Here is a 26,321-nt window from a genome sequence, read left to right as displayed (position 1 = left end):
TTACTTTGGCCCCTTTATACCCCATCACCAGATGGCTAGCGGGCTAATCGTCGGGGGTTTCGATTTCGATACTCGCGATATCGAGCTCGCGGCCGTGCAGTAGGCGCACGTTGGCACCACCACACTGGGGACAGCGACAGTGGAAGCGATCGTGGTCGAAGACCTCGCCGCAGTCCAGGCATTCACTTTGTGGGTGAATCTCCTCAACCGCGAGCTCGCAGCCCCGCGTGAGCGGGTCCTCATCGCGAAATGTCTCCCACGCAAAGTCCAGCGCCTCGCGCACAACTTCGGTCATATCCCCGATACGCAGCGTTACCAAAACGGCGCGCAAGGCCCCCGCCCCACGCGCCGCGCGAATCACTGTATCGAGTATGCCGTTGACAATGCCAACCTCGTGCATACCGATTTACTCCTCGTCGTCCTCATCGTCCGAGAACAGGTCCAGACGGCTCACAAACAAGCCCTCCTTGCCCTCGCGCGCGGTAATGACCACGCGGGCAATGGCGAGCGAAATCTCGTAGAGCGAGAGCAGGGCACCATACATGAGGCCCAGCGTAACGGGCGAGCCGTCGGGCGTAATCACAGCCGAGCCCACAAGCAGGCCAACGTATACATAACGCCAGGCACCGCGGAAAGCAGCGTAGGACACGATGTGGAAGACGGACAGATAGAAGATGATGAGCGGCAGCTCAAACGCCACGCCAAAGCCGATCATAAAGAGCAGCTCCATGTTGACGTAGTTCTCCAGATCGGGCAGCGCCGTAGCGACGGCCGAGGTCTCGCCGATGAGCCACTCAAAGCCCGCAGGAATGATGATGAAGTAGCAAAAGATGGCGCCCAGGAAGAACAGCACCGTCGAGGCGAGCACCGTGGGCACGACCCACTTGCGCTCGTTGGGGCGAAGCGCCGGCAAGAAAAACGCCAAGATCTGCCAGATGATCATGGGCGTGCACATGACAACGGCCATCTTGATGGCCAGCGAGAAGCGCAAGCCAAAGCCGCCGAGCGTGGTAGTGATGTAGAACTTACCGTCCGGCACAAAGGAGCGGATGGGATCTTCCAGGATGTCGAGCACAACAGGCGTGGCGAAATACAGCACGATAGCGGCGGCAAACACCGACACGACCACGATGGTCAGGCGGCGACGGAGCTCTCCCAGGTGATCGAAGAGCGGCATACGCGCAGGTCCGATAGGCATTACTCATCGCCTCCCTTCGGGGCGTCGGCGGCAGCAGCGTCGTCCTCGGCCTCGAGCTCGCGAGCGAGCTGGTCGACGACGGCCTTGCGCTTGCGGGGACGACGGGCGTAGAGGTCAGCCGTCGTGGGCTCTGCCGGCTCGGGCTCGGACTCCGGCTCTGCAGCAGGCTCGGGCTCGACGACAGGCTCGGCGGCAGCGGCAGGCTCGGCGCTCTCGGCCTCGGACTCCTCAGCAGCACCCTCGCCCTCGGCGGCAGCCTCGCTCGCGGCCTTCTCGGCGGCAAGGCGGGCACGGCGCTCGGCAAAGGTCTCCTTCTTTGCGGGCGCAGCCGTCTCGACGGCATCCTCGTCTGCATCGGAATCGTCATCGACGGCAGCCTTCTTGGGCTTGACCGGGGCCGACGCGGCCTCGCTCACCGGATCGATTATCTCGGACTGAACAACGGCCGTCATCTTTTCCTGCGTCTCGCGGAACTGACGGATGGCACGGCCGATCGTGCGGCCCATCTGTGGGAGCTTATCCGGGCCAAACAGCAAAAAGCCGAAGACCACGATGATCGCGAGCTCACCCTCTCCAATACCAAACACACATACCTCCAAGGCTCGATGTGAGTCGAGCCCGCACCGCGCCATTCGGCCGGAACTCGTCTATTCATTCGGTCAAGTATAGCGCCCGGACGCCAAAACGTCCGAGCGCATCACAAACATATGCCAAACGGCATGCCCCTTTGGGGGCAAAGATTATGCCGCCGTGATCGAAATCTCCTGGTCGACGCCCAGCAGCTGAACCACGCGCATCACCTGGGGCTGCACATTAGTGCAGCTAAAGCGCTTACCGTGGTCGACCGCGTGGTGCGCGGCGCCCACGAGCACGCCAATGCCCGTCGAATCGATGTAGCTCACCTGGGCAAAATCGAGCTCAACGGCCTCAGTGGGCTGCTCGAGCGCCAGGTCGATAGCATTGCGCAGGCTATCGGCGTTAGAGATATCGATCTCGCCGGTTACCTTAATGGTGTAGATCTCCGGCGTGGGGTTGGTGGAAATACCCAAATCCATGTATACGCTCCTTTACGTATCGAAAGTGCGGATAGTACGGGAAGCCGCGCGTTAGGCGCGCTCGGCACGCGCAAGCTCGGCAGCGACAAGCTTGACGGCCAGCACCAGCACATCGAGCGCGGCCTCCAGGTCCTCGACCGTGGGATAGCTCGGCGCGATGCGGATGTTGGTGTCGCGCGGGTCCTTGCCATAAGGCCAGGTGGCACCAGCCGGCGTGAGCTTGACGCCCAGGTCGGCGCAGAGCGCGGCGACCTTCTGGGCTGAACCCTCGGGACCATCGAAGCTTACAAAGTAGCCGCCGCGGGGGTGCGTCCAGGTGGCGCAGCCCGTCTCGCCCAGGCCCTCGGTGAGCTTGCGCTCAACGGCCTCAAAGCGCGGGCGCAGAAACTCGGCATGCTTTTTCATGTGCTCCTTGACCGCCTCGATGGTGGGAAGGAAACGCACGTGACGTAGCTGGTTGAGCTTGTCGGCGCTGATGAGGCCGGCCTTCAGGCGCTTGGAGAACTCGGCGATGACCGCGGGGCTCGCACCGATAAAGCCGATACCGGCGCCCGGGAAGGTGATCTTGGACGTCGAGGCAAATGCCACCACGCGGTCCTCGGTGCCCGCCGCGCGAGCGAGGTCAAAGATGTTTGCGAGCTCGTCGGTCTCGTCGTACAGGTCGTGCACGCAGTAGGCGTTGTCCCAGAAGATGCGGAAATCGGGTGCGGCCGTGGGCATCTCAACCAGGCGGCGCACAGTGTCCTCGCTAAAGGTGATGCCCGTGGGGTTGGAATACTTGGGCACGCACCAGATGCCCTTGATGGAATCGTCGGCGGCGACGAGGCGCTCGACCTCGTCCATGTCGGGGCCGTTGTCGGTCATCGCGACGGGGACGTTCTCGATACCCAGATCGGCGGTGATGCCAAAGTGGCGGTCGTAGCCGGGAACAGGGCACAGGAACTTGACCTTCTTGCCGTCGTGGGCAGCCTCGTAGGCATCCCAGGGCTCGCTGCCGCACGAGCCGCAGCGCCAGAACATACCGGCGATGTCGTGCTCGATCAGCAGGCTCGACGAACCCAGCACGAGCGTCTGCTCGGCGGGGCAGCCCAGGAACTCCCCCGCCAGCTTGCGTGCCGAGGGAATGCCCTCAAAGCAGCCGTAGTTGGAACAGTCGACGTTGCCGTCGTGCAGGTCGGCATCGGCATTGAGGATATCGAGCATGGGTCGAGAGATGTCCACCTGGGAGGGCGACGGCTTGCCGCGGGCCATGTCGAGCGCCAGGCCCTTGGCCTTGACCTCGGCGACCTCGGCTTTGAGCGCCTCGATGGCGGCATCGAGTTCGGTGGTTTCCATCTTCTGGTAGATCGTCTGCATGGGTGCGACCTTTCACGAAGCGGTACGTTGCAATTCTTCTAAGTATAGACCGCCACCGTCACAACGTTATGAAGCCGTGATAGATTAAGTCCATCGCAATAAATTACGAATCGCCGCGCATGCCGGCGTGAAGCGCCCAAGGAGGCACTATGGAGTACGGATCGTTCCAGGCCGAGGAATTCGGCGACCTGCAGCGCCTGGTCGACGGACTGTTTTACGACCGCCACACCATCGACCGCCTGGATCTCATCGTGCAGGCCGAGATCTTGGACCTCGCGCCCGATCTCATGGAAATCGTCAACCTGCTACCGCCCGGCTATTACGACCGCCAGTCACTTTGCGACCAGCTCAACTCCGCCTTGGCCGCCCACGGCTGGGGCGCCATCTACGGCACCGTGGAATAAGCCTAGTCATTTAAGAACGTCCCCAATGACTAAAACGCCGCTTGTGATGGTGTTCACAGGCGGCGTTTTCAAACTTGTATGTGCTCTTACTCGTCCTTGGGCGCGGGGTGTTTGCAGACCACGCTCATGTAGATCATGCCAAGCACGGCCGCGGTGACCGAACCGGCAAGGATGGCGGCCTTGGCAGCCAGAACCTCAAACTGGGCCGTCGGGAAAGCAAGACCGCTGATGAGAATCGACATCGTAAAGCCGATGCCGCCCAGAATGCCCACACCGGCAATCATGTGCCAGTTGACATTGCGCGGCAGCTCGGAAATCTTGAGCTTAACCAGGGCAAACGTCATGCCAAAGATTCCGATCGGCTTGCCCAGCAGCATGCCAAAGTACACGCCGAGCGTCACCGGGTCGGTGAGCAGCGTGCTCATGTCCACGCCCACTAGGCGAACCTGCGCGTTCACGAACGCAAAGATCGGCAGAATCACAAAGTTGACCGGCGTGGAGATCAGACGCTCCATGCGGATGAGCGGCGGGGTCACGCGGTGCATGACGCGCTCGACCTTGGTGGTCGAGACGGTAAAGTCATGCTGACCCAGGATGTGCGCCTCGTCATCGTAGCGGTCATCGAGCAGCGGCAGGCACTCCCCCAACCAATCGGTGAGGCTATCGAGCTTGACGCCGCACTTGGCCGGGATGGTGAAGGCCAGGATGACGCCGGCAAGCGTAGCGTGCACGCCGCTCTTGAACATGCAGAACCACAGCAGCAGGCCCAGCACCGAGTACGGGGCAAGGCGGTAATGCTGCGTCCTGTTGAGCCACACGAGCGCGCAGGTCACAAGCGCGGCGGCGCCCAACCAAAACGGATTGGGGCTCTGACCGTAGAAGATGGCGATGGCGGCGATGGAGATGAGGTCGTCGGCGATGGCGAGCGTCGAGAAGAACACACGCACGCCGTTGGGCACGCGATTGCCCAAAAGCGACAGCACGCCCAGCGCAAAGGCAATATCGGTTGCCATGGGAATGGCCCAGCCGTTGTGCGCGCCGGCATGGTTAAAGATCAGATAGATGCAGGCGGGAACGACGACGCCGCCCACGGCCGCCAGCATGGGAAGCATAGCCTGGCGCGGGTTTTTGAGCTCGCCGACCGTCATTTCATACTTGAGCTCAATGCCCACCAGCAAAAAGAAAATCGCCATGAGGAAGTCGTTGACGAAAAGCTCAACGGTGAGACCGGCCGTAAGGTTGCCCAGACCCACATACAGCGGGGTCTCCAAAAAGTGATGGATGGCCTCGTAGGCATCGGTATTGGCGCAAATGACGGCGGCGATGGCGGCGAAGACCATGACGGCGGCGGAAATCGTGCCGTTCTCGGCGATGCGCTCCCAGATGTCGTGGCGCTCAAAACGCTTGCGCTCACGAACGTTGAACAGCTGCTCAGTTGCTGCCATGGGTGGCTCCTTTCACGGGAAAGCTCCCGTCTTAAAAAAGCACGGCCCGCCCAAGTGGCGGCGCCGCGCTCTAACGTATTACGCTTGCATCTAGCCTACCCTGCACGACAAGCACGCAGGCGTGACCGAAAAGCGGAACCACAGGTTGAACATTATTTGCTCAACGGCACGGGCACGCCTGTCCAAGAGACAACGCGGCGCCGCGCACAAAAAACGACCGGAGCGCGGGGCGTCCGCGATCCGGTCGTGGCGTTTGGTCAACTAAACCTAGCAGGCGGCCATGATGGGGGCAGCGACCTGCTTCTTACGGGAGAGGACGCCCGGCATCCAGACGCCGTCGTGCTCGTCGGCAATGCCCAGACCCTTCTGAGCAGCCTCGGTCTCGCCCTCGAGCAGGACCTGCGAGCCCTCCTCCATGATGTCGGTAATGCACAGGACAATGCCGTCGGCACCCTTCTCGGCGGCGTAGGCGCGCATGGCCTCGCGGATCTCGTCAATCATGCCAAGCGCACGGCTCTTGTCGACGGTCTCGTACTGGCCGATGAGCAGCTTCTTGCCGGCGGGCTCGAACATCTTGATGTCGTTGCCGACCATCTCGGCTGCAGTGAAGGAGCCGGACGGACGGGTGAGGAAGACCTCCATGCCAAACTTGACCGGATCGACGCCCACCTGCTCGCCGAGCTTGGCGGCGACGGCGCGGTCGACATCGGTGGTGGTGGGGCTCTTGAGCATGAGCGTGTCGGTCATCATGGCCGAGAGCAGCAGCTTGGCCTGGACGTCGGAAAGCTCAACGCCGAGCACGCCGGCAAGCTTGGTGACGATGGTGCAGCTGGAGCCCCAGGGCAGGCAGATGTAGTGCAGCGGACCGGCGGTCTCGAAGTCGCCGATGCGGTGATGGTCGATGACGCCAAAGACCGTGGCGTCCTTAAGGCCGGCGACGGACTGGGCAGACTCGTTGTGGTCGGTGAGGACGACGAGCTGACCGGCCTCGACGGAATCAATCACGCGGGGCTCGGCAATGCCAGCGTCGGCGAGCAGCTTGGCGGACTCGGCCGGAAGCTGACCAAGGGCGCAGGCCTCGTAGGTGTTGCCGGCATACTCAACCTGGTTGAGCAACTGGGACAGGACGAGTGCGCTCATGATGGCGTCGTTATCGGGGTTCTGGTGACCAAAGACAAGAACGTTTGCCATGGATATCCTCCACTTGATATGTGTACTTGGACGTAGCTATGGTAGCACGCCGATGCCGAGCCTTCGCAGACGGAAGGGCCACGGCATATTTTGGGGCGCAGCCTTGGCCTCCTTGCACCAGCTATTTGCCGGCGGCGCGCAGGGCTACGTAGGCGGCACCGATGATGCCGGCGTCGTTTCCGAGCGAAGCGACCTTAATGGGCGTCTCGCGCGAGGCGGAAAGCGCGTACTGCTTAAAGTGCTCGCGAACCTTGTCGAGGTAGACATCGGCCGAGGCAGAGGCGCCGCCGCCGATGAGGAACATCTCGGGATCAACCACGTTGGCAATAAGCGCCAGTGCGCGACCGAGATAGTCGGCCATGGTATCGGCCGCGGCCAGCGCAAGCTTGTCGCCCTCGCGGCAGGCCTGGAACACGTCCTTGGAATCGGAGGGGCCGGTGAGCTCGATGGGGTCGACGCCCGCCTTCTTGCACTCGGCAAGGTAGTTGCTCACCACGCCGGTGGCGCTGGAATACTGCTCCAGGTGGCCATGGCCGCCGCAGCCGCAGGTGCGCTCCTCAGCCGGGTTCAGGCACATGTGGCCGATCTCGCCGCCAGCACCCACAACGCCCGATACCACATCGCCGTTAACGATAACGCCGCCGCCCACGCCGGTACCGATGGTGACCATAACTACGTTCTGCACGCCCTTGGCAGAACCGAGCCAGGCCTCGCCCATGGCAGCGGCGTTGGCATCGTTCTCATACTTAACGACCGCATCGGGGCAGTGCTCCTGAATGGCGACCCTCAGCTCGGGCAGGTTAATGGCAATGTTGGCCTTGACCTTGGCATCGCCCGACGCCGGGATGGGACACGGAACGGCCAGGCCAATGCCCGCCACAAAGGCACGCGGAATCTGTGCCTTGGCGACCACCTGGTCGATAGCCTCGGTCACCGCGGCAAAGCCCGCAGCGTCAACGATAGGAGGCGTGGGCACGCTGGCCTTGGCAAGCAGGTTGCCGTCCTCGTCGAACAGGCCCTCCTTAACCGAAGTGCCGCCGACGTCGATGCCGATGTAGTACTGCTTAGGTTCCATGGGAGCCCGCCTTTCTCGTTTAAACATTGCCTGTATGGTACCGCTCCCAAGGCAAAAACCTACCAAAAAGGGACAGGTTTGTTTTGGCAGGTTTTATCTGGGAAAACGCGAATGGCCGCTTAACACGACATTACTCAGATGTTTATCTATTTAGAGCGCTCTAATTTATATGCAAAGCAACTTTTAATTATATCTTTCTCGAACTTTTTAAATATATAATAGGGATGCTTAGGTGTTAACTATACTTTCTTTTATACTCAACCAAGTTGGAAAGGAGGTTCCATGATTCCCAAATACGAGGCGATAGCTGCAGATATTCGTCGCACTATCGAGGATGGCGCTCTTAAACCGGGCGACAAGCTTCCTACCGTCGTTGAGTTCTGCAAGCTCTATAACGTTTCCAAAATCACCGTCAAACGAGCTATTGAACAAATCACCGAAGAAGGTCTTATTACCAGCCGGCGTGGATCGGGTACCTACGTTAAGGACACGGCGGGGCTTCCCGGCCAGGCGTTTTTCCAGGGCAAAAACGACCGTGCCCAGGGTTTTTCGTATGAGCACCGCGGGGAGAAGGTGACCTCGGTGGTCTACGATTTCTCGATCGTTAATCCACCGGCGGACATCGCAGCCCAGCTGGGAATTGCCGAGGATGACTTTGCCTATCACGTTGTGCGCGTGCGCCAGGCCGATGAGAAGCCCATCGTTATCGAGTACACCTACATGCCCCTCGAGCTGATTCCGGGGCTGAAAAAGAAGGACCTGTACGGATCGGTCTACCGCTTCATCCGCGAGCAATGTGGGCTGAAGATTTCGAGCTTCCACCGTACCATTCGCGCCGTGGCAGCAACCGAGGAAGAAGCCGAGCGTCTGGACACCAAACTTGGCTCTCCCCTGCTCGAGCTCACCCAAATTGGCTTTTTGGACAGCGGCGCCGCCTTTGAGTATTCGATCTCGCGCAACGTTGGCGACCGCTTTGAGTTGCACAACGTAACGTTGGCATAGGTTTTTGTAGTCACGCGGGCGCTCGTTTTGAGCTGTTTTGTGCAACGCCCGCGCAACATAATGGGGGTATGAATATGTCCGATTTGATTAAACTGACGCCGATCTTCCACGAGAAGATCTGGGGTGGCCGCCAGCTCGAAACCGTATTTGGTTACGACATTCCCGAAGGTCCCATCGGTGAGTGCTGGGCCATCTCGGCCCATCCCAACGGTGACTGCCAGATTGCGGAGGGACCGTACGCCGGCCACACGCTGTCGTGGCTGTGGGCCGAGCACCGCGAGCTCTTTGGCAACTGCGAGGGCAAGGAGTTCCCGCTGCTCATCAAGATTCTGGACGCCAAGGACGACCTTTCGATCCAGATTCATCCCAACGACGAGTACGCCGCCGAGCACGAGAACGGCAGCCTGGGTAAAACCGAGTGCTGGTACGTGCTGGATTGCGAGCCCGGCGCCACGATCATCGTCGGCCAGCGTGCTAAAGACCGCACTGAGGCCGCACAGATGATCAAGGACGGCCGCTGGGACGACATGCTCAACGTACTACCGATCCACAAGGGCGACTTTTTCCAGATTGATTCCGGTACCGTTCACGCCATCAAGGCCGGCACGCTCATTTTGGAAACGCAGCAGTCGAGCGACGTGACGTATCGTCTGTACGACTATGATCGCCCGGGCACCGACGGCAAACTGCGCCCGCTGCACATTAAGCAGAGCCTCGACTGCATCGACTTTGACGTCCAGGCCCCGGTCGATGGTACCGTGACCGCGCCCGAGGTGGACGGCGTGACCGAGCTCGAGTCTAACCCCTGCTACACCGTCGATCGCGTGCGTGTCGACGGCAGCAAGATCCTCGACCAGCGCTGGCCCTTCATGTGCCTGTCGGTCATCGACGGCGAAGGCACCGTCTGCGGCGACCCCGTCCACAAGGGAAGCCACCTGCTGGCCCCGAACACCGTCAGCTCCATCGACCTCGAAGGCAAGATGGAACTGATCATCAGCCACCTCTAGGTCGCAGCAACAACCAAAACGCAACAAGGGGCTCCCCCGTCCACCAACGGAGGAGCCCCTTATCCATATATATCAGCCCACCCGGCTCTCCAGATCAAAAAAGCGGACGAGCAGAGCGACGTTCGCAAGCAACGTTATCTAAGGACCTGGGCGGGCGTATGGGGCAACATCGATCGCGAGTTCCGCACGAGCCGGAGAGCACTTAATGTGCTCTCCGTGCGAGCAGGACTGCCCGAGCAGGCGATGTTGCCCCATACGCCCGCCCAGGTCCGCCGGGATCACGACAGCTTGACGATCGGAGCAAAGCCCTTCATAAGCTTTTTGGTCTGGCCGGTCTTTTCGAATTGGACCTCGATCATGTCTCCGACGACCGAGAGCACGGTACCCGTGCCAAAAGTCTTGTGGCTCACGGTATCGCCCGCGGCAAAGTCCTGCGATGCGCTGGCACGATCGACCTTGCGCTCCACCGTCGGGGACACCTTGGACGACGGCTTTTTGGCTCGCGGCGCACCCGAACCAAAGGTCGAGGCAACACGGCCGGCATCGGGCGAAACCCCACGATGGCGCTCGGTCCCGTAGCTGCTGCCGCCAAAGAAATCGTCAAAGCTCGATCCACCACGTGAACCAGAACCGCCGGTCGAGCGCGTATGCGAACCAAACACCTTGCCGCCATACATGTCCGAGCCCATACCCGATCCAAAGGTGCCGTGTCGGTCGCCGCGTTTCTCCCAGCCCGTGCCCTCAAAACCGGCAGAACCGATGCCGCTAAACTCGATATCCTCAAACGGAATCTCGTTGAGGAAGCGCGAGCGCGGGTTGGCAGAGGTCGAGCCGTAGGTGCGACGCGTGGCCGCATAGGTCAGGAACAGGCGCTTGCGAGCACGCGTGATGGCGACGTAGGCCAAGCGACGCTCCTCCTCGAGCTTGCCCGGATCGTCACTACCGCCAAAGTCGTGCACGTGCGGGAAGATACCCTCCTCCATGCCGGCCACGAACACCGCCGGGAACTCCAGGCCCTTGGCGGAGTGGATGGTCATCATGGTAATGGCATGCGTCTCGCCGGCCAGGGAATCCAAGTCGGAGCGCAGGGCCAGCCACTCCATGAGCGCCGGCAGCGCCTTACAGGTGAGCGGACCGTAGGTGCGCTCGATCTCGTCGGCATGCACGGCACCCGCCGGCATCTCCGTCGGCGCGGCATACGCGTTGCCCGCGATGGCGGCGGCCAGGGCATCCTGCGGAGACAGCGCCGGAGCGGCCAAGCTATCGAGCGGATTGGAGCCCGCGGCGTCACGCGCGCCAACGAGCGCCTCAAACGAGGATACCGGGGCAGATGGCCCCGGTTCGGGCGCAGGCGCGCTCACCACGACAGGCTCGGGCTCGGCGCTAGCAGGCACATCGGCAACACCGGCAGCGCGCAGCTCTTCCAAGCTCTCGAGCGTACCTTCGATATCCTCGTGCGTCTCCTCAAATTCGGCGGCGACGCCCAGGAATTCCTGGATGTTCTCGGCGCGGCTCTCGGACTCCATGGTGCCCTCGGCGCGGAAAGCCTGCAGTAGGCCCGTCTTATCGACAATCATCTCGACAACGTCCTTGAGCTCGCCGTCCATGCGGCGACCCTCGCGCACCAGCGACACAAAGCTCGACAGGCCATTGCGCACCTTGGCGCTAAACATACCGGTCTCGGCGCACGCGATCTCGCAGGCCTGGAAGAACGAGCAGCGGTTGTCGCGCGCCAGCTGCTCGATCTTTTGGATCGAGGTGGAGCCGATACCACGGCGAGGTGTGTTGATGACGCGCTTGACGCTCATCTCGTCGGCCGGGTTCACGATCATCTTGAGGTAGGCCATGACGTCGCGGATCTCGGCACGGTCGAAGAATCGCGTGCCGCCCACAATCTTGTAGGGCACGCCCGCGCGCAGGAACATATCTTCGAGAATACGCGACTGGGCGTTGGTACGGTAGAACACGGCGATGTCGTCGTAGCTCGTGCCCTTGGAGTGCAGCTTCTCGATCTCACCGGCAATCCAGCGGCCCTCGTCGCGCTCATCGCTCGCCTGGAAGGCCTGGATCTTCTCGCCATCGCCCTCGGCCGTAAACAGGCGCTTGTCCTTGCGCTGCGAGTTGTGGCGCACCACGGCGTTGGCGGCGCTCAGGATGTGACCCGTGGAACGATAGTTCTGCTCCAGCTTGACGGTCTTGCAGTTTTTAAAGTCCTTCTCAAAGTCCAAGATGTTGGTGATGTCGGCGCCACGCCAGCTATAAATGGACTGGTCATCGTCGCCTACGACCATGAGGTTTTGGTACTTGGCGGCCAGCAGGTTGGCGATCTCGTACTGGACGTGGTTGGTGTCCTGATACTCGTCGACGCTAATGTAGCGGAAGCGCTCTTGGTACTTATCGAGCACCTCGGGACGGGTGCGCAGCAGCTCGAGCGCGCGCACGAGCAGGTCGTCGAAGTCCATCGCATTGGCGGCGCGCAGGCGGCGCTCCAGCTCTAGGTAGACCTGCGCGGCCTTTTTGTCGTTGGGGCTATCGGCGCTCTTGAGCATGTCCTCGGGGCCGATCATGGCGTTTTTGGCCGAGCTGATCTTGCTGCGGATCATGTTGATGGGGAACTGCTTTTGCTCGATGCCGAGCGCCTGCATAATGTCACGCACCATGCGCTTTGAGTCATCGTCATCGTAGATGGTGAACTGGCCGGTGTAGCCCAGCAGGTCGGCGTCCTCGCGCAGCATGCGCACACACATGGCATGGAAGGTGCACACCCACATACCGCGGGTGCCGCTGGGGATGAGCGCTGCCAGACGCTCGCGCATCTCTGCCGCGGCCTTGTTGGTAAACGTGATGGCAAGAACCTGCCAAGGCTTAACGCCCAGATCGCCGAGCATATGTGCGATGCGGAAGGTCAAGACGCGGGTCTTGCCCGAGCCGGCGCCGGCGAGCACCAGCAACGGGCCCTCGGTGGTCAGGACGGCCTCGCGCTGGGCGGGATTAAGGCTGTCGATGTCGACGAGCGGCTTGGCGGGCTTGGGCGACGGCACGGGAGCGTCGTAGATGTCGAGCGGAACGAGCTCGGGCTCCGGCGCAGCGGGGGCGGTGTATGCATCGAACGGCACGGGTTCCGGCGCGGGCGGAACGGGTACCGTGGCGTTCTTTTCCCAGGGCAGGGGCTGGGTCATGGGCGACTCCTCATCTGACGGACGGCGCGCCTGCGGGCGGCGCCATAGTTTGAGCCGTACCAGTATACCGAGCCGCGCGGACACCGACGCAAATCACACCACGACTCCGTGCGCCACCGTCAGGCCCGCCCCAGCGGATTTGGTGCAATGGAGCCACCGATGTCACGGCAACGGCAGCGAGCGGCGGCCAGAACGAACAAATTGGCATGAAAAGAGGGCGGCATAGACCTTTTGGTCATGCCACCCTCTTTGAATGACAAGTTGTCGTTCTGGCCGCCGCGCAGCGTCAACCAAGTTACAGGCCGAGCATAGGCTCCAAGACGAAGAAGTACGCAAGCACCACGATGCCCAGAATGATGCGGTAGACGCCGAAGCACTTGAAGTCGTGACGGCGGACGAAGCCCATAAGCCACTTGATGGCGATGAGCGAAACCACAAAGGCCACAACGCAGCCCACGCCCAGGATGGCGACCTCGTTGGCACCGAACGTACCGCCCTTGATGAAATACTTGACCAGCTTGAGCGCACTCGCGCCAAACATGACAGGGATGGCCAGGAAGAACGTAAACTTGGACGCCACCGAACGCGTGCAGCCCAAAAGCAGGCCGCCGATGATGGTGGAACCGGAGCGCGACGTGCCCGGAATCAGCGAGAGCACCTGGAAGCATCCGATGCCCAGTGCGGTCTTCCAACTCAGGTCCTCGAGCGTGGTGATGGAACCAAAGTCCAGATCCTCGTCATCGCCCTCATCCTCAGCGGTAGCCGCGGCGGGCGCCGCAAAGTGCGCACCGGCGGGACGTCCACCCGACACCACAGCACGCGAACCAAACGAACCGGCAACGGCCATTTCCTCGCGCTTGTTCGCGCGCCAGTTCTCGATCACGATAAACAGCACGCCGTACACAATGAGCGCCAGCGCCACGACGGGAGCATTGTAGAAATGCTCCTCCATCCAGTCGTTGAGCGGCAGGCCGATCGCCGCGGCGGGAATGCAGCCGAGCACAATCTTGCCCCACAGCACCCAGGTGTCGCGACGGCCCTCCTTACCCTTGCTGGGCGAGAACGGGTTGAGCTCATGGAAGAACAGCACACAGACGGCCAGAATGGCGCCGAGCTGAATCACAACCAGGAACATATTCCAGAACGTCTCGCTCACGTTCATCTTGACGAACTCGTCCACCAAGATCATGTGACCGGTCGACGAAACAGGCAGCCATTCGGTGATGCCCTCGACCAGGCCCATGAAGGCAGATTTTAGAAGCTCGATGATATCCAAAGGGACCCCCTCGTTAGACACCCGCCGATATTGTTCTGCGGACGGTGCGGGCGATGTCCCATTATCAACCGTTCGGGCGCGCCTGCGCCTACCCTTACCAAAAAACTCGTCCGTTCACAGAATTGCGAGCGGTCAAACCGAAATCCTTGGGTATAACTGCAACAAGATAAAGTGTCCGGCGGCCAACGCGCCCGCGCCCGCCCGACGCACGAGCCCCGCGCCCGTGCGATAGACCAAGGAGGAAACCATGAACGAGGGCTACACCAAGGTATTTGTTTCACTCGACGGTACTGAGCAGCAGGATTTTGTGCTCGCACGCGCCATCAAGGTCGCCGCGAACAACGGCGCCAAGCTAATCATCGGCCACGTTATCGATTCCACGGCACTCGAGAGCGCCGGTTCCTATCCGGTCGATCTGGTCAACGGCCTAGAGGAGGCGTTTAAGAACTCCATCGCCAAGCAGCTCGAAGAGGCTAAGGCCAATCCCGACATCCCCGAGGTCGAGGTCATGATTCGCGCCGGCCGCATTCGCGAGACGCTTAAGGACGAGATGCTCGACGTGGTTAAGCCCGACCTGGTGCTCTGCGGCGCCCGCGGCCTGTCCTCGATCAAGTATGCGCTGCTGGGTTCGATTTCGACGTTCCTGCTGCGCAATACGGACTGCGACATCTTGGTCGTGAAGTAGCGTTGCTCCCACCGGCCGCGGGGCCTGCGGGGTTTCCACGGGCACGTCCTCGCCGCGTTGCGGCTGCGGGATGTGCCCTTAGGAAACCCCTCCCGGCCCCGCGGCCTTACTTCAGCGAGTTGTCTGATAGAAAAATGGCGTGCCGCCCCATTTGGGGCGGCACGTTTTGTTTGAGGCGGCACGTTTTTGTTTGGGCGGGCGTCTGCCGTGTGCGTTACTCAAAGTATTGGAACTTGTTCGTTGAAAAAGCGAATGTTACGACGAAGCCTTCGCCCGGCTCCGATGCCGCGGTGACGTCGATGCCCATCTTGGAGCACAGGCGCGCCACCAGGTAGAGGCCGATGCCCGTTGCACGCTTGGTGGTGCGGCCGTTGTCGCCGGTAAAACCCTTCTCGAACACACGCGGCAGGTCGGCCGCGCTCACGCCGCAGCCGTTGTCCGCAACGGTAAGCTCGATGCGCTCGCTTGCCAGGCCCTCGTCCAGCAACGCGCCCGAAAACACGATCTTCGCGCCGTCCTCGCACGCATATTTAATGCTGTTCTGAATGAGCTGGCCCAGAATAAACTCGAGCCACTTCTCGTCGGTAAAGACCTCGAAGTCGAGGTTCTCGCACACCGGGGCCACATGCGCCGCAATGAGCTCGCGCGCGTTGGCTTTAATCGCGCCCGTCACCAAGGTCTTAAGGTCCCAGCGGCGAATCAGGTAGTCGCGTTCCACGACTTCCGAGCGCGCGTAGTACAGCGCTTGATCGATATAGCGCTCCACGCGGGCAAGCTCGCGACCGAGGTCATCTACGCGCGACAGATCATCTTCGCTGCCGTCCAGGTTTTCCAAAATCAGATGGGCTGCCGCCAGAGGCAGCTTGGCCTCGTGGACCCAGCTCTCGATATAGTCGCGATAGTCATCGGTCTGGCGCCTGCCTTCGGCAACCTCGTCACAAGCGGCTTTGCCCACCCGGCGCAAGACCTCGTACTCGAGCTCGCCCTCGGCATAAGTCGGGCACTGCACCATCTCCTGCACCCATGCGGGGCTTTCCAGCTCCTCGGCCGCGCGCTCCAGCTGGTGCAAAAATCGACGACGGCGCGCGTACTCGATCACGATGCCGAGCATGCCAAAGATGAAGGACACGCCAACCGCCACGACCACGATGGAAACGGGTGCGCCGGCGACCGTCAGCACAAAGCAGCTCAGCAGCACGCCGCACGTCCACACGGCGACGGGAAGCAGCGCATCTTTAAAGAACTTGCCAAACGACATAGCCGGCCCCTAGACCGAATAGCCCTGGCCGCGATGCGTGGTCAAATACCCCTTGATGCCGATTTTTTCGAGCGTGGTACGCAGGCGGTTGATGTTGACGGTGAGCGTATTGTCGTCCACAAAGGCGTCGGAGTCCCACAGGTCCTGCATGATGGCCGAGCGCGAAACGATCTTGCCCGCGCGGCTCAGAAGCAGCGAGAGGATACGCAGCTCGTTTTTGGTGAGCTCGGTGCTGGTGCCCGTTTGCGTGTTGGTGACCATGGAGCGTGCGAGGTCAATCTCCAGTCCCTTGTGGACGAGCGTGCTGCGCTCGCCCGCCGCCGCGGTGCGACGCAGCAAGGCATTGATGCGCGCCACGAGCACACGGGCGCTATAGGGCTTGGGAACAAAGTCGTCCGCGCCGAGCGTCATGGCCATGACCTCGTCGATCTCGGTCGTGCGCGACGTGAGGACGATGATGGGGACCTCGGATTCGCGACGGACCTCATGGCAGATGTGCTGGCCGTCTTTGACAGGGAGCGTGAGGTCGAGCAGCACCAAGTCGGGCGCGGCGGCGAGAATATCGCGCGAGACATGCTCAAACGATTCGCAGGCCTCGATTTCAAACCCGGCGCGGGCAAGGATGTCGACAAGCTCACGACGAATGGGCTCGTCGTCCTCAACGACATAAATCAGCGCCATGTGTCCTCCCATTTCGCGTAACTTGCACCTTCCACACCATTATGCCCACGGCGTCGCAGCGATGCGACCCCGTGGGCACCTAATATGACAAAAGTGTTCGGTAGCCTTGAGAAAAAATAGGGGGCCTCGGTCCTAAACCGATCGACCCCATCACTTCGCCCTCGAGCCTCTACTCGAGCGTACGCATGTACGCAGAGATGGCATCCAGACCCTTCTGCAGGTCGTCGGTGTTATCGGAATATGCATAGCCGATGCGCATGCTCTTGGGCTCCTCGAAGCAATCGCCCGGGGTGACGAGCGCGCCGGACTTCTTAATCATGTCGATGCAGAACGTCCTGGAGTCGATGTCGTAATCGTAATACACGAGCGCGGTGGTACCCGCCTCGGGCTTGACAAACGACAGGTGCGGCTCGCTCTCGACCCACTTCTCCAGAACAGCAAGGTTCTGACGGACGATGCGACGGCTGCGCTCAAGGATCACGGAAGCGTTGCCCAGAATCAGCTCCGCCACCGTCTCGCTGAATATGCCGGCGGAAATCAGGTTGTAGTCGCGATGCGAGAGCAGCGCGCGACGAAGTTCCGGGCTCTTGGTGACCGCCCAGCCCAGACGCAGGCCGGCGAACGACCAGACCTTGGACATGGATGCGGTGACGACGGCCTTGTCGTACAGGTCGATCACGGACTCGCAGTACTCATCCGTCTGAGTAAGCAGACGGTAGACCTCGTCGCAGAGCACCCACGCGTCGTGTTTGCGCGCAACCTCGACAATCGCCTTGAGCGTATCGATGTCGAGCAGGGCGCCCGTGGGGTTGTCCGGGTTATTGATGCAGATGAGCTTGGTATCGTCGGTCACCAGGGCATCGAGCGCGTCGACGTCGACGTGGTAGCCGTTCTTGCGATCGAGCTGAAGGATATCGACCTTCGCACCGCACATCTCGGGAATCGAGTAAAGCTGCTGGTAGGTGGGCTTGACGGAGACTACATGATCGCCCGGTTCGACGAGCGTGGAAATAACCAGGGAGTTGGCACCGGTCGCGCCGTGCGTGGGCACGATATGCCCGGGCTCGACCGTCTTATAGAGACGCGCGACCCCCTCGAGGAAGCCGGGCTGCCCCTCGATGTCTCCGTAGGTGAATCGGCGCGAGCACAGGCTGTCGAGCCACGCCTTCTTGTCGGTGTTCGTAAGCTCGAACAGCTGGTCGAGCGTGAGGGAGTAGACGCACGTCTCCGCAACGTTGTGGGTGCACTTGGTCTCCCACTCGTTCATCCACTGCTCGACGGCGAAATCCTTAATCTGCATTGTCGTTTCCTTTCCTTGGCTTTCTTACAGTTCCACCACGGTGCCCAGCCCCGCCTCGACGGCGCGGCCGTAGGCAATTTTCGATGCCGAAAGGTCCTGAACGGCAATGCCCGACGTATCGAACACCGTCACCTGCTCGCCATCCGAACGCCCCGTGGCCGTGCCGGCGATGACTTCGCCGAGCTCCGCTTTGATGTTCTCGGGCGCGATGGCACCCTCGGCAACCGGAATCTCCAGCTCACCGGACGCGACCGATTGCTCGCGGTCGTCGACGTAAACAGCGGCGCGGGCGACAAGCGCCGAGGCGAGCTCCTGCTTGCCGGGCATGTCGGCACCGACGCAGGAGATATGCGTACCGGGGCGCACCCATGCATCGGGGATGATGGGCTTGGTCGCCGGCGTGATTGTCACGATGATGTCGGCCTCTGCCGCGGCACCTTGGCCGTCGGCCGTCGCCTCGATGGAATAGGTGGATGCCTCGCGAGCATGCTCGCAGGCGCCCAAGATATGGGCGACCTCGTCACGCATGCGCTCGACGCGGGCCTCGGGCGCGGCATCGGAAACCGGCTCCCACACCTTGACCTCGCTCACTTTGGGACAGGCGGCGAGCACGCCCGCCACCATATAGGTGCTCATATGGCCGGCACCCGCAACAAGCAGTTTGGACGCATCCTCCCGAGCCAGCCACTTGGCACCGAGCGCAGCGGCGGCACCGGTGCGAAGCCCAGTGACGGCGGAGGCATTAAGCAGCGCCAGTGGCTCGCCCGTCGCGTTGTCGCACAGCAGCGTGGTGCCAAAGATCTCGGGCAGCCCCTTTTTGGGATTCTGAGAGAACCAAGCAGTGAGTTTGAGGCCGAAGAGACCGCTTCCCGCCAACTCGCCCGAGCGGATATCCATATCGGCCACGCCGGGTTCGAACTGCTCATATACCATCGGCCACGCAACACCCTTGCCCGTTGCCTTCTGGCGATATGCATCCTCCACGGCAGCGATTGCATCCTCGATCGTCAGCACCTTGAAAACTTCCTCGGCCGAAAGCACCACCATCTGCCCCATCATCGCTCCTTTCAGCGAAAGCTTTACGTTGCTTCACTGTACGGTTTAGCAATGATGCCGCCAAGGATCATTTCTTGTTGGAATCTACAACGATTCTCAATCTGATTTTTCGTTCTATCAGCAGGTATTTGAATTATTTCTTGCATCAACGGCATACGGATGTGCGATTATCCTATTTATACCTGTACTAATTGTAGTGATTTACAAGGTGATGTTGATGCTATACACCATCTCGGACTTCTCACGGGAATATGAGGGGTCGGTTCGTCTAATCGCCGGCAGCGATGGCGTCTCGCGTGCCGTCTCCGGCGTCGGGATCCTCGATTATGAACTCATGCCCGGCCTCAAGAACAAGTACCAGCGCGTCAACTTCAGCTCAGACGAGATCGTCCTCAGCACCTTTCTCTATGCGAAGGACGACCCGTACCTCATCACTGAAGCCGTGAAATACCTCGTCGCCAAGGGAACGAGCGGTCTTATCATCAAAAACGTCCTGCACATCCCGATTCCCGACCAAGCCATCCGCTACGCCAACGCGCGGCACTACCCGGTCTTTCTCACGACCGACGACTCACTGTTCTTTGACGGCGTCATCTATGAGGTCAAACGGCATATCGAGCAGCTCGCGTCCATCGACTTCGCGCAGCGCGAGATCGATGCCCTAAGGACAGATGTATCGCCTGAGTCCATCTGCCGACGCATCCGAGGCCTCAACCCGTCATTTCTGGACGAAGCGGTCGCCCTGTTCGCATCGTTTGCAGAGCCCCTCGACCCGCGTACGTTTTTGCAAATCGAACGTCTCTGTGCAAAATCGACCCTCGCCGGATGCCACAACATGCTGGCACCCTATGACGGAGGTTTGTTATTCGTAGCGACAAGTGACTCGGAGCAGACGCTCGATGTGGAGCGAATCGTGCAGGCGCTCACGGAGCTCATCGAGACTAGCGGTATCGACGGCGGAGCGGAAGGGCTCGGCATCAGCGATATTCTGTTTGGAGACGAGGCTGTGGCGCAGGCGATCTCGCAGGCGATTTACGCACAGCGCCTATCTTGTCAACGAGCCGAGAGTCCCGTCCGCTATACGCAGCTCGGCATCCTGAGAACCGTGATGCCTTTTGCGGAAACCCCGGAGATGCGATCGTTCTCGGAGGCGATTCTCTCGCCGATACGCGAGCACGACAGTGAGCATGGCAGCGAACTGGAATCCACACTCGCCGCATTCATCGAGAACGACCGACGTATCGAGCAAACCGCCAAGCAGACTGGCCAGCACCCGAACACGATTCGATATCGCCTCGATAAGGTGACGGCTCTCACCGGACTGAGCTACAAATGCGCCCCGGAGATGGAGCAGCTGTCGCTCGCCTACGCCATCGAACGCGCTCGCTCGCTTCAGTAAGCCCACCCCACCTTGAGGTTAGGAGCGGCGGGCGCGGAGCTTTTCGTAGCCTTCGGCGAAGAAGGCGACCGTGGCGGCGTCGGCCTCGGCGGCGTCCGTCTCGGCGGCAGGGACCACGCCGTGTTCGTCGCTCACTAGGAACAGCGCGCCCTTAAGCTGAGCGGGAATATCTACGCGCGTGACCGGGATGCCCTTGGTCTGGGCCAGCTGTTCGATGAGCGTCGCCGTGCCGCACAGGCACTCGTCCGCCGGCGCCACAAAGGCAAGCTCGCCGTTGTTGACGGCGGCGAGCAGCTCGGGCGCCACGCCGGTCTCGTCGGCCTCGGAGCGGGCCTCGGCGGAGCGGGCACGCAGTACCTTGGCCGACGTATCGGCGAGCGGCTCGTACTCCCCCACCGTCATGGCGGCGTTGCCGTTGATGTCGATCACCAGCATGAGCACGCCGTCGCGTGCGGTGTAATCGCCCTCGGCAAGCGACCACTCAACGTGCTGTTTGGCCCAGCTGAGCATGTTATGGGTAAGCGGCTCGCCCCGCACCAGGCGCTCGGACAGCGCGCGGATGTGGCGGTTGAGCATGGGCACCTTTTTGTTGGACATGCGCCAACGGCAGACAAGCGCGGGCTTGTCGAGCGTAAACTTCTCGACCGCCTCCTGATTGGCGCAAAAGTCCTCGTACGCACGCTGATCCTCGGCATTGCCAAACAGCTCGGCATCATCCACAACGGCCATATCCAACCTTTCTCAAAAACATACACCGCACCGTTATACCCAAAAAAGCCGCCCGCACCAACCGGCACGGACGGCAATAGATAGCTTTAGTTCGGGGCGAGCCAATACCGCTGGTGGAGCATAAGCCAGCGAGCCGGACCCAAGTGCCTCAGGTCGCTGCGAAAGAGGAGCGACGCGTACTTCTGTACGCGAGCGACGGTTTGAGCGGCGAGATGAGGTGCTTGGGGCCGGCGCAGCGTCGAGCAGTTACGCGGTTTGGTAAAACCGCGTAACGATATTAGTGCCTAAAATGCCTGGCCCCCGTGAAGACCATCGCAATGCCATGCTCGTTGCAGGCCTGGACGCTCTCGTCGTCGCGCTTGGAGCCGCCGGGCTGAATGATGCAGGTCACGCCGTGCGCGGCAAGCACGTCGACGTTGTCGCGGAACGGGAAGAACGCATCGCTTGCACAGGCAAAGCCGCCCTTCTCCACGCCCTCGCGCTCGCAGAAGTCCTCGGCGCGCTCGCAGGCAAGCAGCGCAGAGTCAACGCGGTTGGGCTGACCCGGGCCCATGCCAATGCCGGCCTTACCCTTGGAGACCAGGATGGCGTTGGACTTGACGCCCTTGCAGACCTTCCAGGCAAACTCGAGCTCGGCCATCTCGGCGTCGGTGGGCTTGCGGTCGGTGGGGAACGTGAAGGTCGCGGGGTCCTCGGTCACGTGGTCGACTTCCTGCACCAGCATGCCGCCGTCGACGGAGCGCAGCTCCACCTGGGCACCGTGGTCCACGCCGCCGGTAGCCAGCACACGCAGGTTGGGGCGCTTGGCCATGCGCTCGAGCGCCTCGGCAGTGTAGCTCGGAGCAATGATAACCTCGACGAACTGCTTGTTCTGATCGGCAAAGTGCTCAACCAGCTCATAGGGAACCTCGCGGTTGCAGGCGATGATGCCGCCGAAGGCGCTCTTGGGATCGCAGGCGAAGGCGCGGTCGTAGGCGGCCGTGATGTCCTCGGCCACGGCGGAGCCGCAGGGGTTCTGATGCTTGAGGATCACGCAGGCCGGCTCGTCGAACTCGCGGACCAGGTTCCAAGCGGCGTCGGCATCCAGATAGTTGTTGTAGCTGAGCGGCTTGCCCTGGATCTGCTCGGAGCCCACGAGCGGGAACTGCGAGCTCGCGGTATTCTCGCAGCCCTCGGCAAAGCGATAGACCGTGGCCTTTTGCTGCGGGTTCTCGCCATAGCGCAGGTCGTCGACCTTCTCCAGCGAGATCTCGAGCTTGGCAGAGGTGTCCGCCACGTCGCTTGCCTGGGCGGCAAGCCAACGGGAGATAGCCGTGTCGTAGGCGGCGGTGGTCTGGTAGACCTTCACCTGCAGGCGACGACGGGTGGAAAGCGTGGTGCAGCCACCGGTCTCGCGCATCTCAGCCAGGACGGCATCATAGTCGGCCGGGTCGGAGATGACGGTAACGCTCGCGGCGTTCTTGGCGGCAGAGCGCAGCATGGAGGGACCGCCGATGTCGATGTGCTCGATGGCATCCGCGAAGGTGACCTCGGGGTTGGCGACGGTCTTCTCGAACTCGTACAGGTTGACGACGACCAGGTCGATCAGCTTAATGCCGTGCTGTGCCGCCTCCTGCATGTGCTGCTCGGAATCGCGGCGGGCCAGCAGCGCGCCGTGAACCTTGGGGTGCAGGGTCTTAACGCGGCCGTCCATCATCTCGGGATAGCCCGTGAACTCCTCGATGGGGGTTACGGGGACGCCCGCGTCCTCGATGGCACGAGCCGTGCCGCCCGTAGAGATGATCTCGACGCCAAAGTCATCGACCAGCGTCCGTGCGAAATCGACGACGCCCGTCTTATCGGTAACCGAGATCAACGCGCGTGCGATCTTCACATCAGATCCCATGCAGTCCTCCTGTCTGGTACGCCGCCGTGCTCTGTGAGCCGGTGATACGTCGATCTGCAGCGCTCGCGCAGCGGCATTGAAAATACTGATTCAATGTAGCGCATCGAGCGCATCGATGCACCCCGCAACGGGCGCATATGCAGAAAAAGTTTGCGAGCGGAGGGGATGGGCACGGCACCGGGCACGGTGAGTTCATGGAACACAGGGGCACCATAATTAGATGCCAATAGCGTGGTAGAACTGTGCTCGATATGCATCCGCAAAAGAAAGAGGCACCATGGTCTCGCGGGTTCTCTACCGACCGTTTGATACCGAAGACTTCGACGCCATCGCGCTGATTCTACAGCAGCTTTGGCATGACAATTCGGATAACGATGAGTACAACCGCCTCGAGGCCGCGTGCGACCTTGCCTACTGCCTTTCGTCTTCGACGTTTTCGCAAGTTGCCGTAATCGACGGTCAGGCGCGCGGCATTGCGCTCGCGCGTGCGGGACAGAGCTCCGGCGCCACCGTTAAGGAACATTGGCTGGATACCGAACGCGCACTGCTATCGCAAATGCGCGAGCTGGAGCCCGATGCCTGCGCCGAGTATCTCTCGTTTGTGCGCGCAACCATCCGAACCAACAACCGCCTGCTCGAAAGCAGCCCGTTGCCACACGACAACGAGGTCACGCTGCTTGCCGTAGATCGCGACGTCCATGGCCTGGGCGTTGGCTCGGTGTTGCTCGACGCCGCAGTCTCGTACCTATCCTCGCGCGGGGCGACGAGGGCGCACCTGTACACCGACTCCAACTGCTCGTGGAAGTTCTACGAGCTGCATGGCTTTAAGCGCACGGCCACGCACCGCGCCAACCGCGAAGAGCGCCGTCACGACATGCCGCGCGAAAGCTTCCTCTACGAACTCGACCTAACAGCCTAGGCCCAGCAGCCATACCTAGTCATTTAGGAACGTCCCCAGTGACTAGTCGTTGGGGACAGTCTTCGTAGGTAGCGCATAAAAAGGGATGGGCTTCCCCCGACGGCTGTCGAGAAAAGCCCATCCCATAATTTACGACCGTTAGAACGTTCCGCCGCCGCCTCCGCCGACGCCGCCACCGCCGCCACCGGAAAAGCCGCCGCCGCTGCCGCCGCTCGAGCTATCGGAACTCGAAGCCAGCTCACGGATGCTCTCGTGATACACGTCATCGAACGAATCGAGCGGAGACTCGTTGCCGTAATGATGGTAGTACCACCAGTAGCAGGGATAATTGTCATAGAAGCCGTCGGCCTCGCGCACCTCGGGCGGCACGGCCTCGGCAAGCTGACGCAGCACTTCCTTGGAAACACCCAGCGCCACGCCCATCACCAGCAGCTTGTTCCACAGCACCAGATCGCCGGGGACGGCTTCCTTTAGACGCGTGAAGTCCTCGAGCCAATGCTTAAGTGCCTTGCAGCGAGCCGCCACCTCGGCGCCCTCCGGCGTAAAGCGGCGGAACGTAAGGCCCACGCCGATACCCACCAGCACAATCGGCACCGAGATAACCGCGGCGGTAATGTTCGCCTGCGCGCCATCGGTAAAGAAGATGGATCCCACGGGAACAAAGGCAATCAGGATACCAAGAACCAGGCAAAACACCATTGCAACAATGCCGTCCGAGGCAACGTACTCGCTATCGGCCAGCTTGCCCTTAACGGTGTTCTGATAGTCCTCGAGCTTGTCGCCCACGGGTGTAGCGTGCTGCTTGACGTAGTGCTGCAGCTCGTCGAACGTGCGCGAGCGATCGCCGTTCTCGTCAGGCTTAGCACCGGCAAAGAAGACCTTGAGCACCATGTGGTCAATGCCCTTGGCCGACTTCCAGCCCGCATCACTCACCGTCACGCGATACGTCTGCTCTTCTTTTTCACGCCCCAACAGACCCTTCTTGGCCTTGGTCACGGTCGCCTGCTCCAGCTTGATCACACGGTCGTCAGTGAGCTTCATGAGCGTGGCGATATATGCCTGATCGGGCACCTCGTTCCAGCTCATGAGGGCCGAAAGCACGGCGGGATGGTCGGCCGAAGGCACATCGCGGAAATATTCGTCCTGGAAAAGCGGCTTGGGCTTGCGCTTGCGCAGCTTGAGCATAACGATTGTGCCGGTAAAGGCCACCGCCGCAACAACACTTAGCACGGCAAGTGCATTGGCAATCATGCGAGCGTGAGCGCGGCGGGCGTTAGCTTCGTCGGCCCATTCCTTCTCTTCGCTCAGGATCGTTGACATGCGCTCTTCGCCCGAAGCGGCAAGCTGCGGCACCCAGTCGCTAGGGAAGGCGATGCGTGCCTCGGCGAATTCGCCCTGATGCACGCAGGGAATGGTATAGGTGACCATGGGTTCGTCCGCATCGAGCGATACATCGCCCGTCAGCGGGCCGTGGCCCCATGCGCGGAAGTTATCGCCCTTGACGGCCGCCGTCCCGGCAGCGGCATTTGCGAAGTACACTTCCATCTCAACGTCATCGGAGTCCGCGGACCAGCCGTCGCCCACAAACTTCCAGTAGAGCTCGGCGGTATCGGCCCAGTTCATGACCGCACCGGTCATGGTGTAGCTCACGTAATAGATCGCGCTGTCGCCGCTCTCGTGGGGGCTGAACACCTTAATCCTTACGCCGTCACCGGTCTGCTCGACCGTGTAGACGCCAGAGTCGCCCTTGTTCGCGCTATCGACTTTGTTAAACGCGGTGTCCTCTTCCTCGACACTCAGCACGTCGACGCCCGCCGTGCCGCCCTGCTGGTTGGAGCCCGTATTGATCTCCCAAAACACGCCGTTGATGTCGTCGTCGAAATCAAACTGGCGTCCCTCGACAACGGTCAGCGATCCATCGGCCTCGACCGTGGCACTGATATAGGTCTGGGTCATGGAGTAGCCGTCGGCGTGCGCGGCGACAGGCAGCAGCAACAACGCAAGCGTGACGAGCACGCAGACGGAAGCGAATCGCGCAAACAGGTGGCGCTGCCGGCTGACTTTGGCGGCGAGGGTGTTCATAGGCACATCCTTTGTCTGTAAAACCAACAGCGCCATTGTCCCACGTTTGCGGGTACGCATGGCGAACATCTAGGCGACCGGAGCGCCAAACGGGATGAAAGTCACACCAGCACCCCGGCAGCTAGTCATTGGGGACGTT

Annotated in this window: 23 protein-coding genes; 6 read left to right on the top strand and 17 right to left on the bottom strand. The window is 61.2% G+C overall.

Annotation, left to right across the window (positions count from 1 at the left end):
- Positions 1-43 precede the first annotated feature (43 nt).
- The 5 genes from DWZ01_RS02205 to DWZ01_RS02185 all read right to left on the bottom strand — a co-directional run bounded on the left by DWZ01_RS02205 (position 44) and on the right by DWZ01_RS02185 (position 3,609).
- On the bottom strand, positions 44-400 hold the full coding sequence (locus tag DWZ01_RS02205; protein WP_117847896.1) for a hydrogenase maturation nickel metallochaperone HypA: 357 nt from the start codon (positions 398-400) through the stop codon (positions 44-46).
- Between the two features lie 6 nt (positions 401-406).
- Positions 407-1,198: a twin-arginine translocase subunit TatC gene (tatC, locus tag DWZ01_RS02200; RefSeq protein ID WP_022093860.1), complete on the bottom strand. Its 792-nt coding sequence runs from the start codon at positions 1,196-1,198 to the stop codon at positions 407-409.
- Complete coding sequence (locus tag DWZ01_RS02195; protein WP_158556976.1) at positions 1,198-1,785, bottom strand: twin-arginine translocase TatA/TatE family subunit; 588 nt, start codon at positions 1,783-1,785, stop codon at positions 1,198-1,200. Before DWZ01_RS02195 ends, tatC begins: the two co-directional genes overlap by 1 nt.
- Before the next feature lie 153 nt (positions 1,786-1,938).
- A complete protein-coding gene (locus DWZ01_RS02190; protein ID WP_117769921.1) occupies positions 1,939-2,253 on the bottom strand; it encodes an STAS domain-containing protein in 315 nt (104 codons plus the stop codon).
- A 51-nt stretch (positions 2,254-2,304) separates the two neighbouring features.
- On the bottom strand, positions 2,305-3,609 hold the full coding sequence (locus DWZ01_RS02185) for an aminotransferase class I/II-fold pyridoxal phosphate-dependent enzyme (RefSeq protein WP_117847893.1): 1,305 nt from the start codon (positions 3,607-3,609) through the stop codon (positions 2,305-2,307).
- A 149-nt stretch (positions 3,610-3,758) separates the two neighbouring features.
- On the opposite strand from DWZ01_RS02185, the gene DWZ01_RS02180 reads away from it, so the two are divergent.
- Entirely contained in the window at positions 3,759-4,013 is a 255-nt protein-coding gene (locus tag DWZ01_RS02180) for a hypothetical protein (protein ID WP_117847892.1), read from the top strand.
- An 86-nt stretch (positions 4,014-4,099) separates the two neighbouring features.
- Here the strand turns inward: DWZ01_RS02180 and nhaA are convergent, their stop codons facing one another.
- The 3 genes from nhaA to DWZ01_RS02165 form a co-directional block, all read right to left on the bottom strand.
- Complete coding sequence (gene nhaA / locus DWZ01_RS02175) at positions 4,100-5,458, bottom strand: Na+/H+ antiporter NhaA (protein ID WP_117847890.1); 1,359 nt, start codon at positions 5,456-5,458, stop codon at positions 4,100-4,102.
- A gap of 267 nt (positions 5,459-5,725) precedes the next feature.
- Positions 5,726-6,649 carry a manganese-dependent inorganic pyrophosphatase gene (locus DWZ01_RS02170; RefSeq protein WP_117840131.1) on the bottom strand — a complete coding sequence of 308 codons (924 nt, stop codon included), beginning with the start codon at positions 6,647-6,649 and terminating at the stop codon, positions 5,726-5,728.
- A 121-nt stretch (positions 6,650-6,770) separates the two neighbouring features.
- Positions 6,771-7,724 (bottom strand): ROK family protein, encoded by a 954-nt coding sequence (locus DWZ01_RS02165; protein ID WP_231500764.1) that lies wholly within the window; start codon positions 7,722-7,724, stop codon positions 6,771-6,773.
- Between the two features lie 282 nt (positions 7,725-8,006).
- Between DWZ01_RS02165 and DWZ01_RS02160 the strand changes: the two genes are divergently transcribed.
- On the top strand, positions 8,007-8,726 hold the full coding sequence (locus DWZ01_RS02160) for a GntR family transcriptional regulator (protein WP_117840133.1): 720 nt from the start codon (positions 8,007-8,009) through the stop codon (positions 8,724-8,726).
- 68 nt (positions 8,727-8,794) lie between these two features.
- The gene (locus DWZ01_RS02155) at positions 8,795-9,733 is read left to right on the top strand and encodes a type I phosphomannose isomerase catalytic subunit (protein WP_117840134.1); all 939 of its coding nucleotides are present in this window, start codon (positions 8,795-8,797) and stop codon (positions 9,731-9,733) included.
- Between the two features lie 278 nt (positions 9,734-10,011).
- On the opposite strand, the gene DWZ01_RS02150 is transcribed toward DWZ01_RS02155, so the two are convergent.
- On the bottom strand, positions 10,012-12,912 hold the full coding sequence (locus DWZ01_RS02150) for an ATP-dependent helicase (protein WP_117847888.1): 2,901 nt from the start codon (positions 12,910-12,912) through the stop codon (positions 10,012-10,014).
- A gap of 295 nt (positions 12,913-13,207) precedes the next feature.
- Complete coding sequence (locus DWZ01_RS02145; RefSeq protein ID WP_117847886.1) at positions 13,208-14,188, bottom strand: undecaprenyl-diphosphate phosphatase; 981 nt, start codon at positions 14,186-14,188, stop codon at positions 13,208-13,210.
- A gap of 247 nt (positions 14,189-14,435) precedes the next feature.
- Between DWZ01_RS02145 and DWZ01_RS02140 the strand changes: the two genes are divergently transcribed.
- A complete protein-coding gene (locus DWZ01_RS02140) occupies positions 14,436-14,873 on the top strand; it encodes a universal stress protein (protein ID WP_006235921.1) in 438 nt (145 codons plus the stop codon).
- Positions 14,874-15,087: 214 nt separating this feature from the next.
- Here the strand turns inward: DWZ01_RS02140 and DWZ01_RS02135 are convergent, their stop codons facing one another.
- The 4 genes from DWZ01_RS02135 to DWZ01_RS02120 all read right to left on the bottom strand — a co-directional run bounded on the left by DWZ01_RS02135 (position 15,088) and on the right by DWZ01_RS02120 (position 19,171).
- A complete protein-coding gene (locus DWZ01_RS02135) occupies positions 15,088-16,131 on the bottom strand; it encodes a sensor histidine kinase (protein WP_117847885.1) in 1,044 nt (347 codons plus the stop codon).
- 9 nt (positions 16,132-16,140) lie between these two features.
- Positions 16,141-16,812, bottom strand: coding sequence for a response regulator transcription factor (locus DWZ01_RS02130; RefSeq protein ID WP_117847883.1), 672 nt, complete (start codon positions 16,810-16,812; stop codon positions 16,141-16,143).
- A 169-nt stretch (positions 16,813-16,981) separates the two neighbouring features.
- Complete coding sequence (locus DWZ01_RS02125; RefSeq protein ID WP_117847881.1) at positions 16,982-18,112, bottom strand: aminotransferase; 1,131 nt, start codon at positions 18,110-18,112, stop codon at positions 16,982-16,984.
- A 24-nt stretch (positions 18,113-18,136) separates the two neighbouring features.
- Positions 18,137-19,171 (bottom strand): ornithine cyclodeaminase family protein, encoded by a 1,035-nt coding sequence (locus DWZ01_RS02120; RefSeq protein WP_233506156.1) that lies wholly within the window; start codon positions 19,169-19,171, stop codon positions 18,137-18,139.
- A 214-nt stretch (positions 19,172-19,385) separates the two neighbouring features.
- On the opposite strand from DWZ01_RS02120, the gene DWZ01_RS02115 reads away from it, so the two are divergent.
- Positions 19,386-20,567 (top strand): PucR family transcriptional regulator, encoded by a 1,182-nt coding sequence (locus DWZ01_RS02115; protein WP_117847878.1) that lies wholly within the window; start codon positions 19,386-19,388, stop codon positions 20,565-20,567.
- 18 nt (positions 20,568-20,585) lie between these two features.
- Here DWZ01_RS02115 and DWZ01_RS02110 read toward each other — a convergent pair whose 3' ends face one another.
- Both DWZ01_RS02110 and purH read right to left on the bottom strand, forming a co-directional pair.
- Positions 20,586-21,296, bottom strand: coding sequence for a hypothetical protein (locus DWZ01_RS02110; protein WP_199412364.1), 711 nt, complete (start codon positions 21,294-21,296; stop codon positions 20,586-20,588).
- Positions 21,297-21,573: 277 nt separating this feature from the next.
- The gene (purH, locus tag DWZ01_RS02105) at positions 21,574-23,181 is read right to left on the bottom strand and encodes a bifunctional phosphoribosylaminoimidazolecarboxamide formyltransferase/IMP cyclohydrolase (protein WP_117847877.1); all 1,608 of its coding nucleotides are present in this window, start codon (positions 23,179-23,181) and stop codon (positions 21,574-21,576) included.
- 277 nt (positions 23,182-23,458) lie between these two features.
- Here purH and DWZ01_RS02100 point away from each other — a divergent pair, with 277 nt between their 5' ends.
- A complete protein-coding gene (locus DWZ01_RS02100; protein WP_117847875.1) occupies positions 23,459-24,100 on the top strand; it encodes a GNAT family N-acetyltransferase in 642 nt (213 codons plus the stop codon).
- Positions 24,101-24,238: 138 nt separating this feature from the next.
- Here the strand turns inward: DWZ01_RS02100 and DWZ01_RS10675 are convergent, their stop codons facing one another.
- The gene (locus tag DWZ01_RS10675) at positions 24,239-26,182 is read right to left on the bottom strand and encodes a DUF2207 domain-containing protein (RefSeq protein ID WP_158556975.1); all 1,944 of its coding nucleotides are present in this window, start codon (positions 26,180-26,182) and stop codon (positions 24,239-24,241) included.
- Positions 26,183-26,321 lie beyond the last annotated feature (139 nt).

The sequence above is a fragment of the Collinsella sp. AF28-5AC genome, from assembly GCF_003457875.1.
Taxonomy (GTDB): domain Bacteria; phylum Actinomycetota; class Coriobacteriia; order Coriobacteriales; family Coriobacteriaceae; genus Collinsella.
The sequence above is the reverse complement of the archived record's forward strand: the minus strand, read 5'-3'. Positions and strand labels throughout refer to the sequence as shown.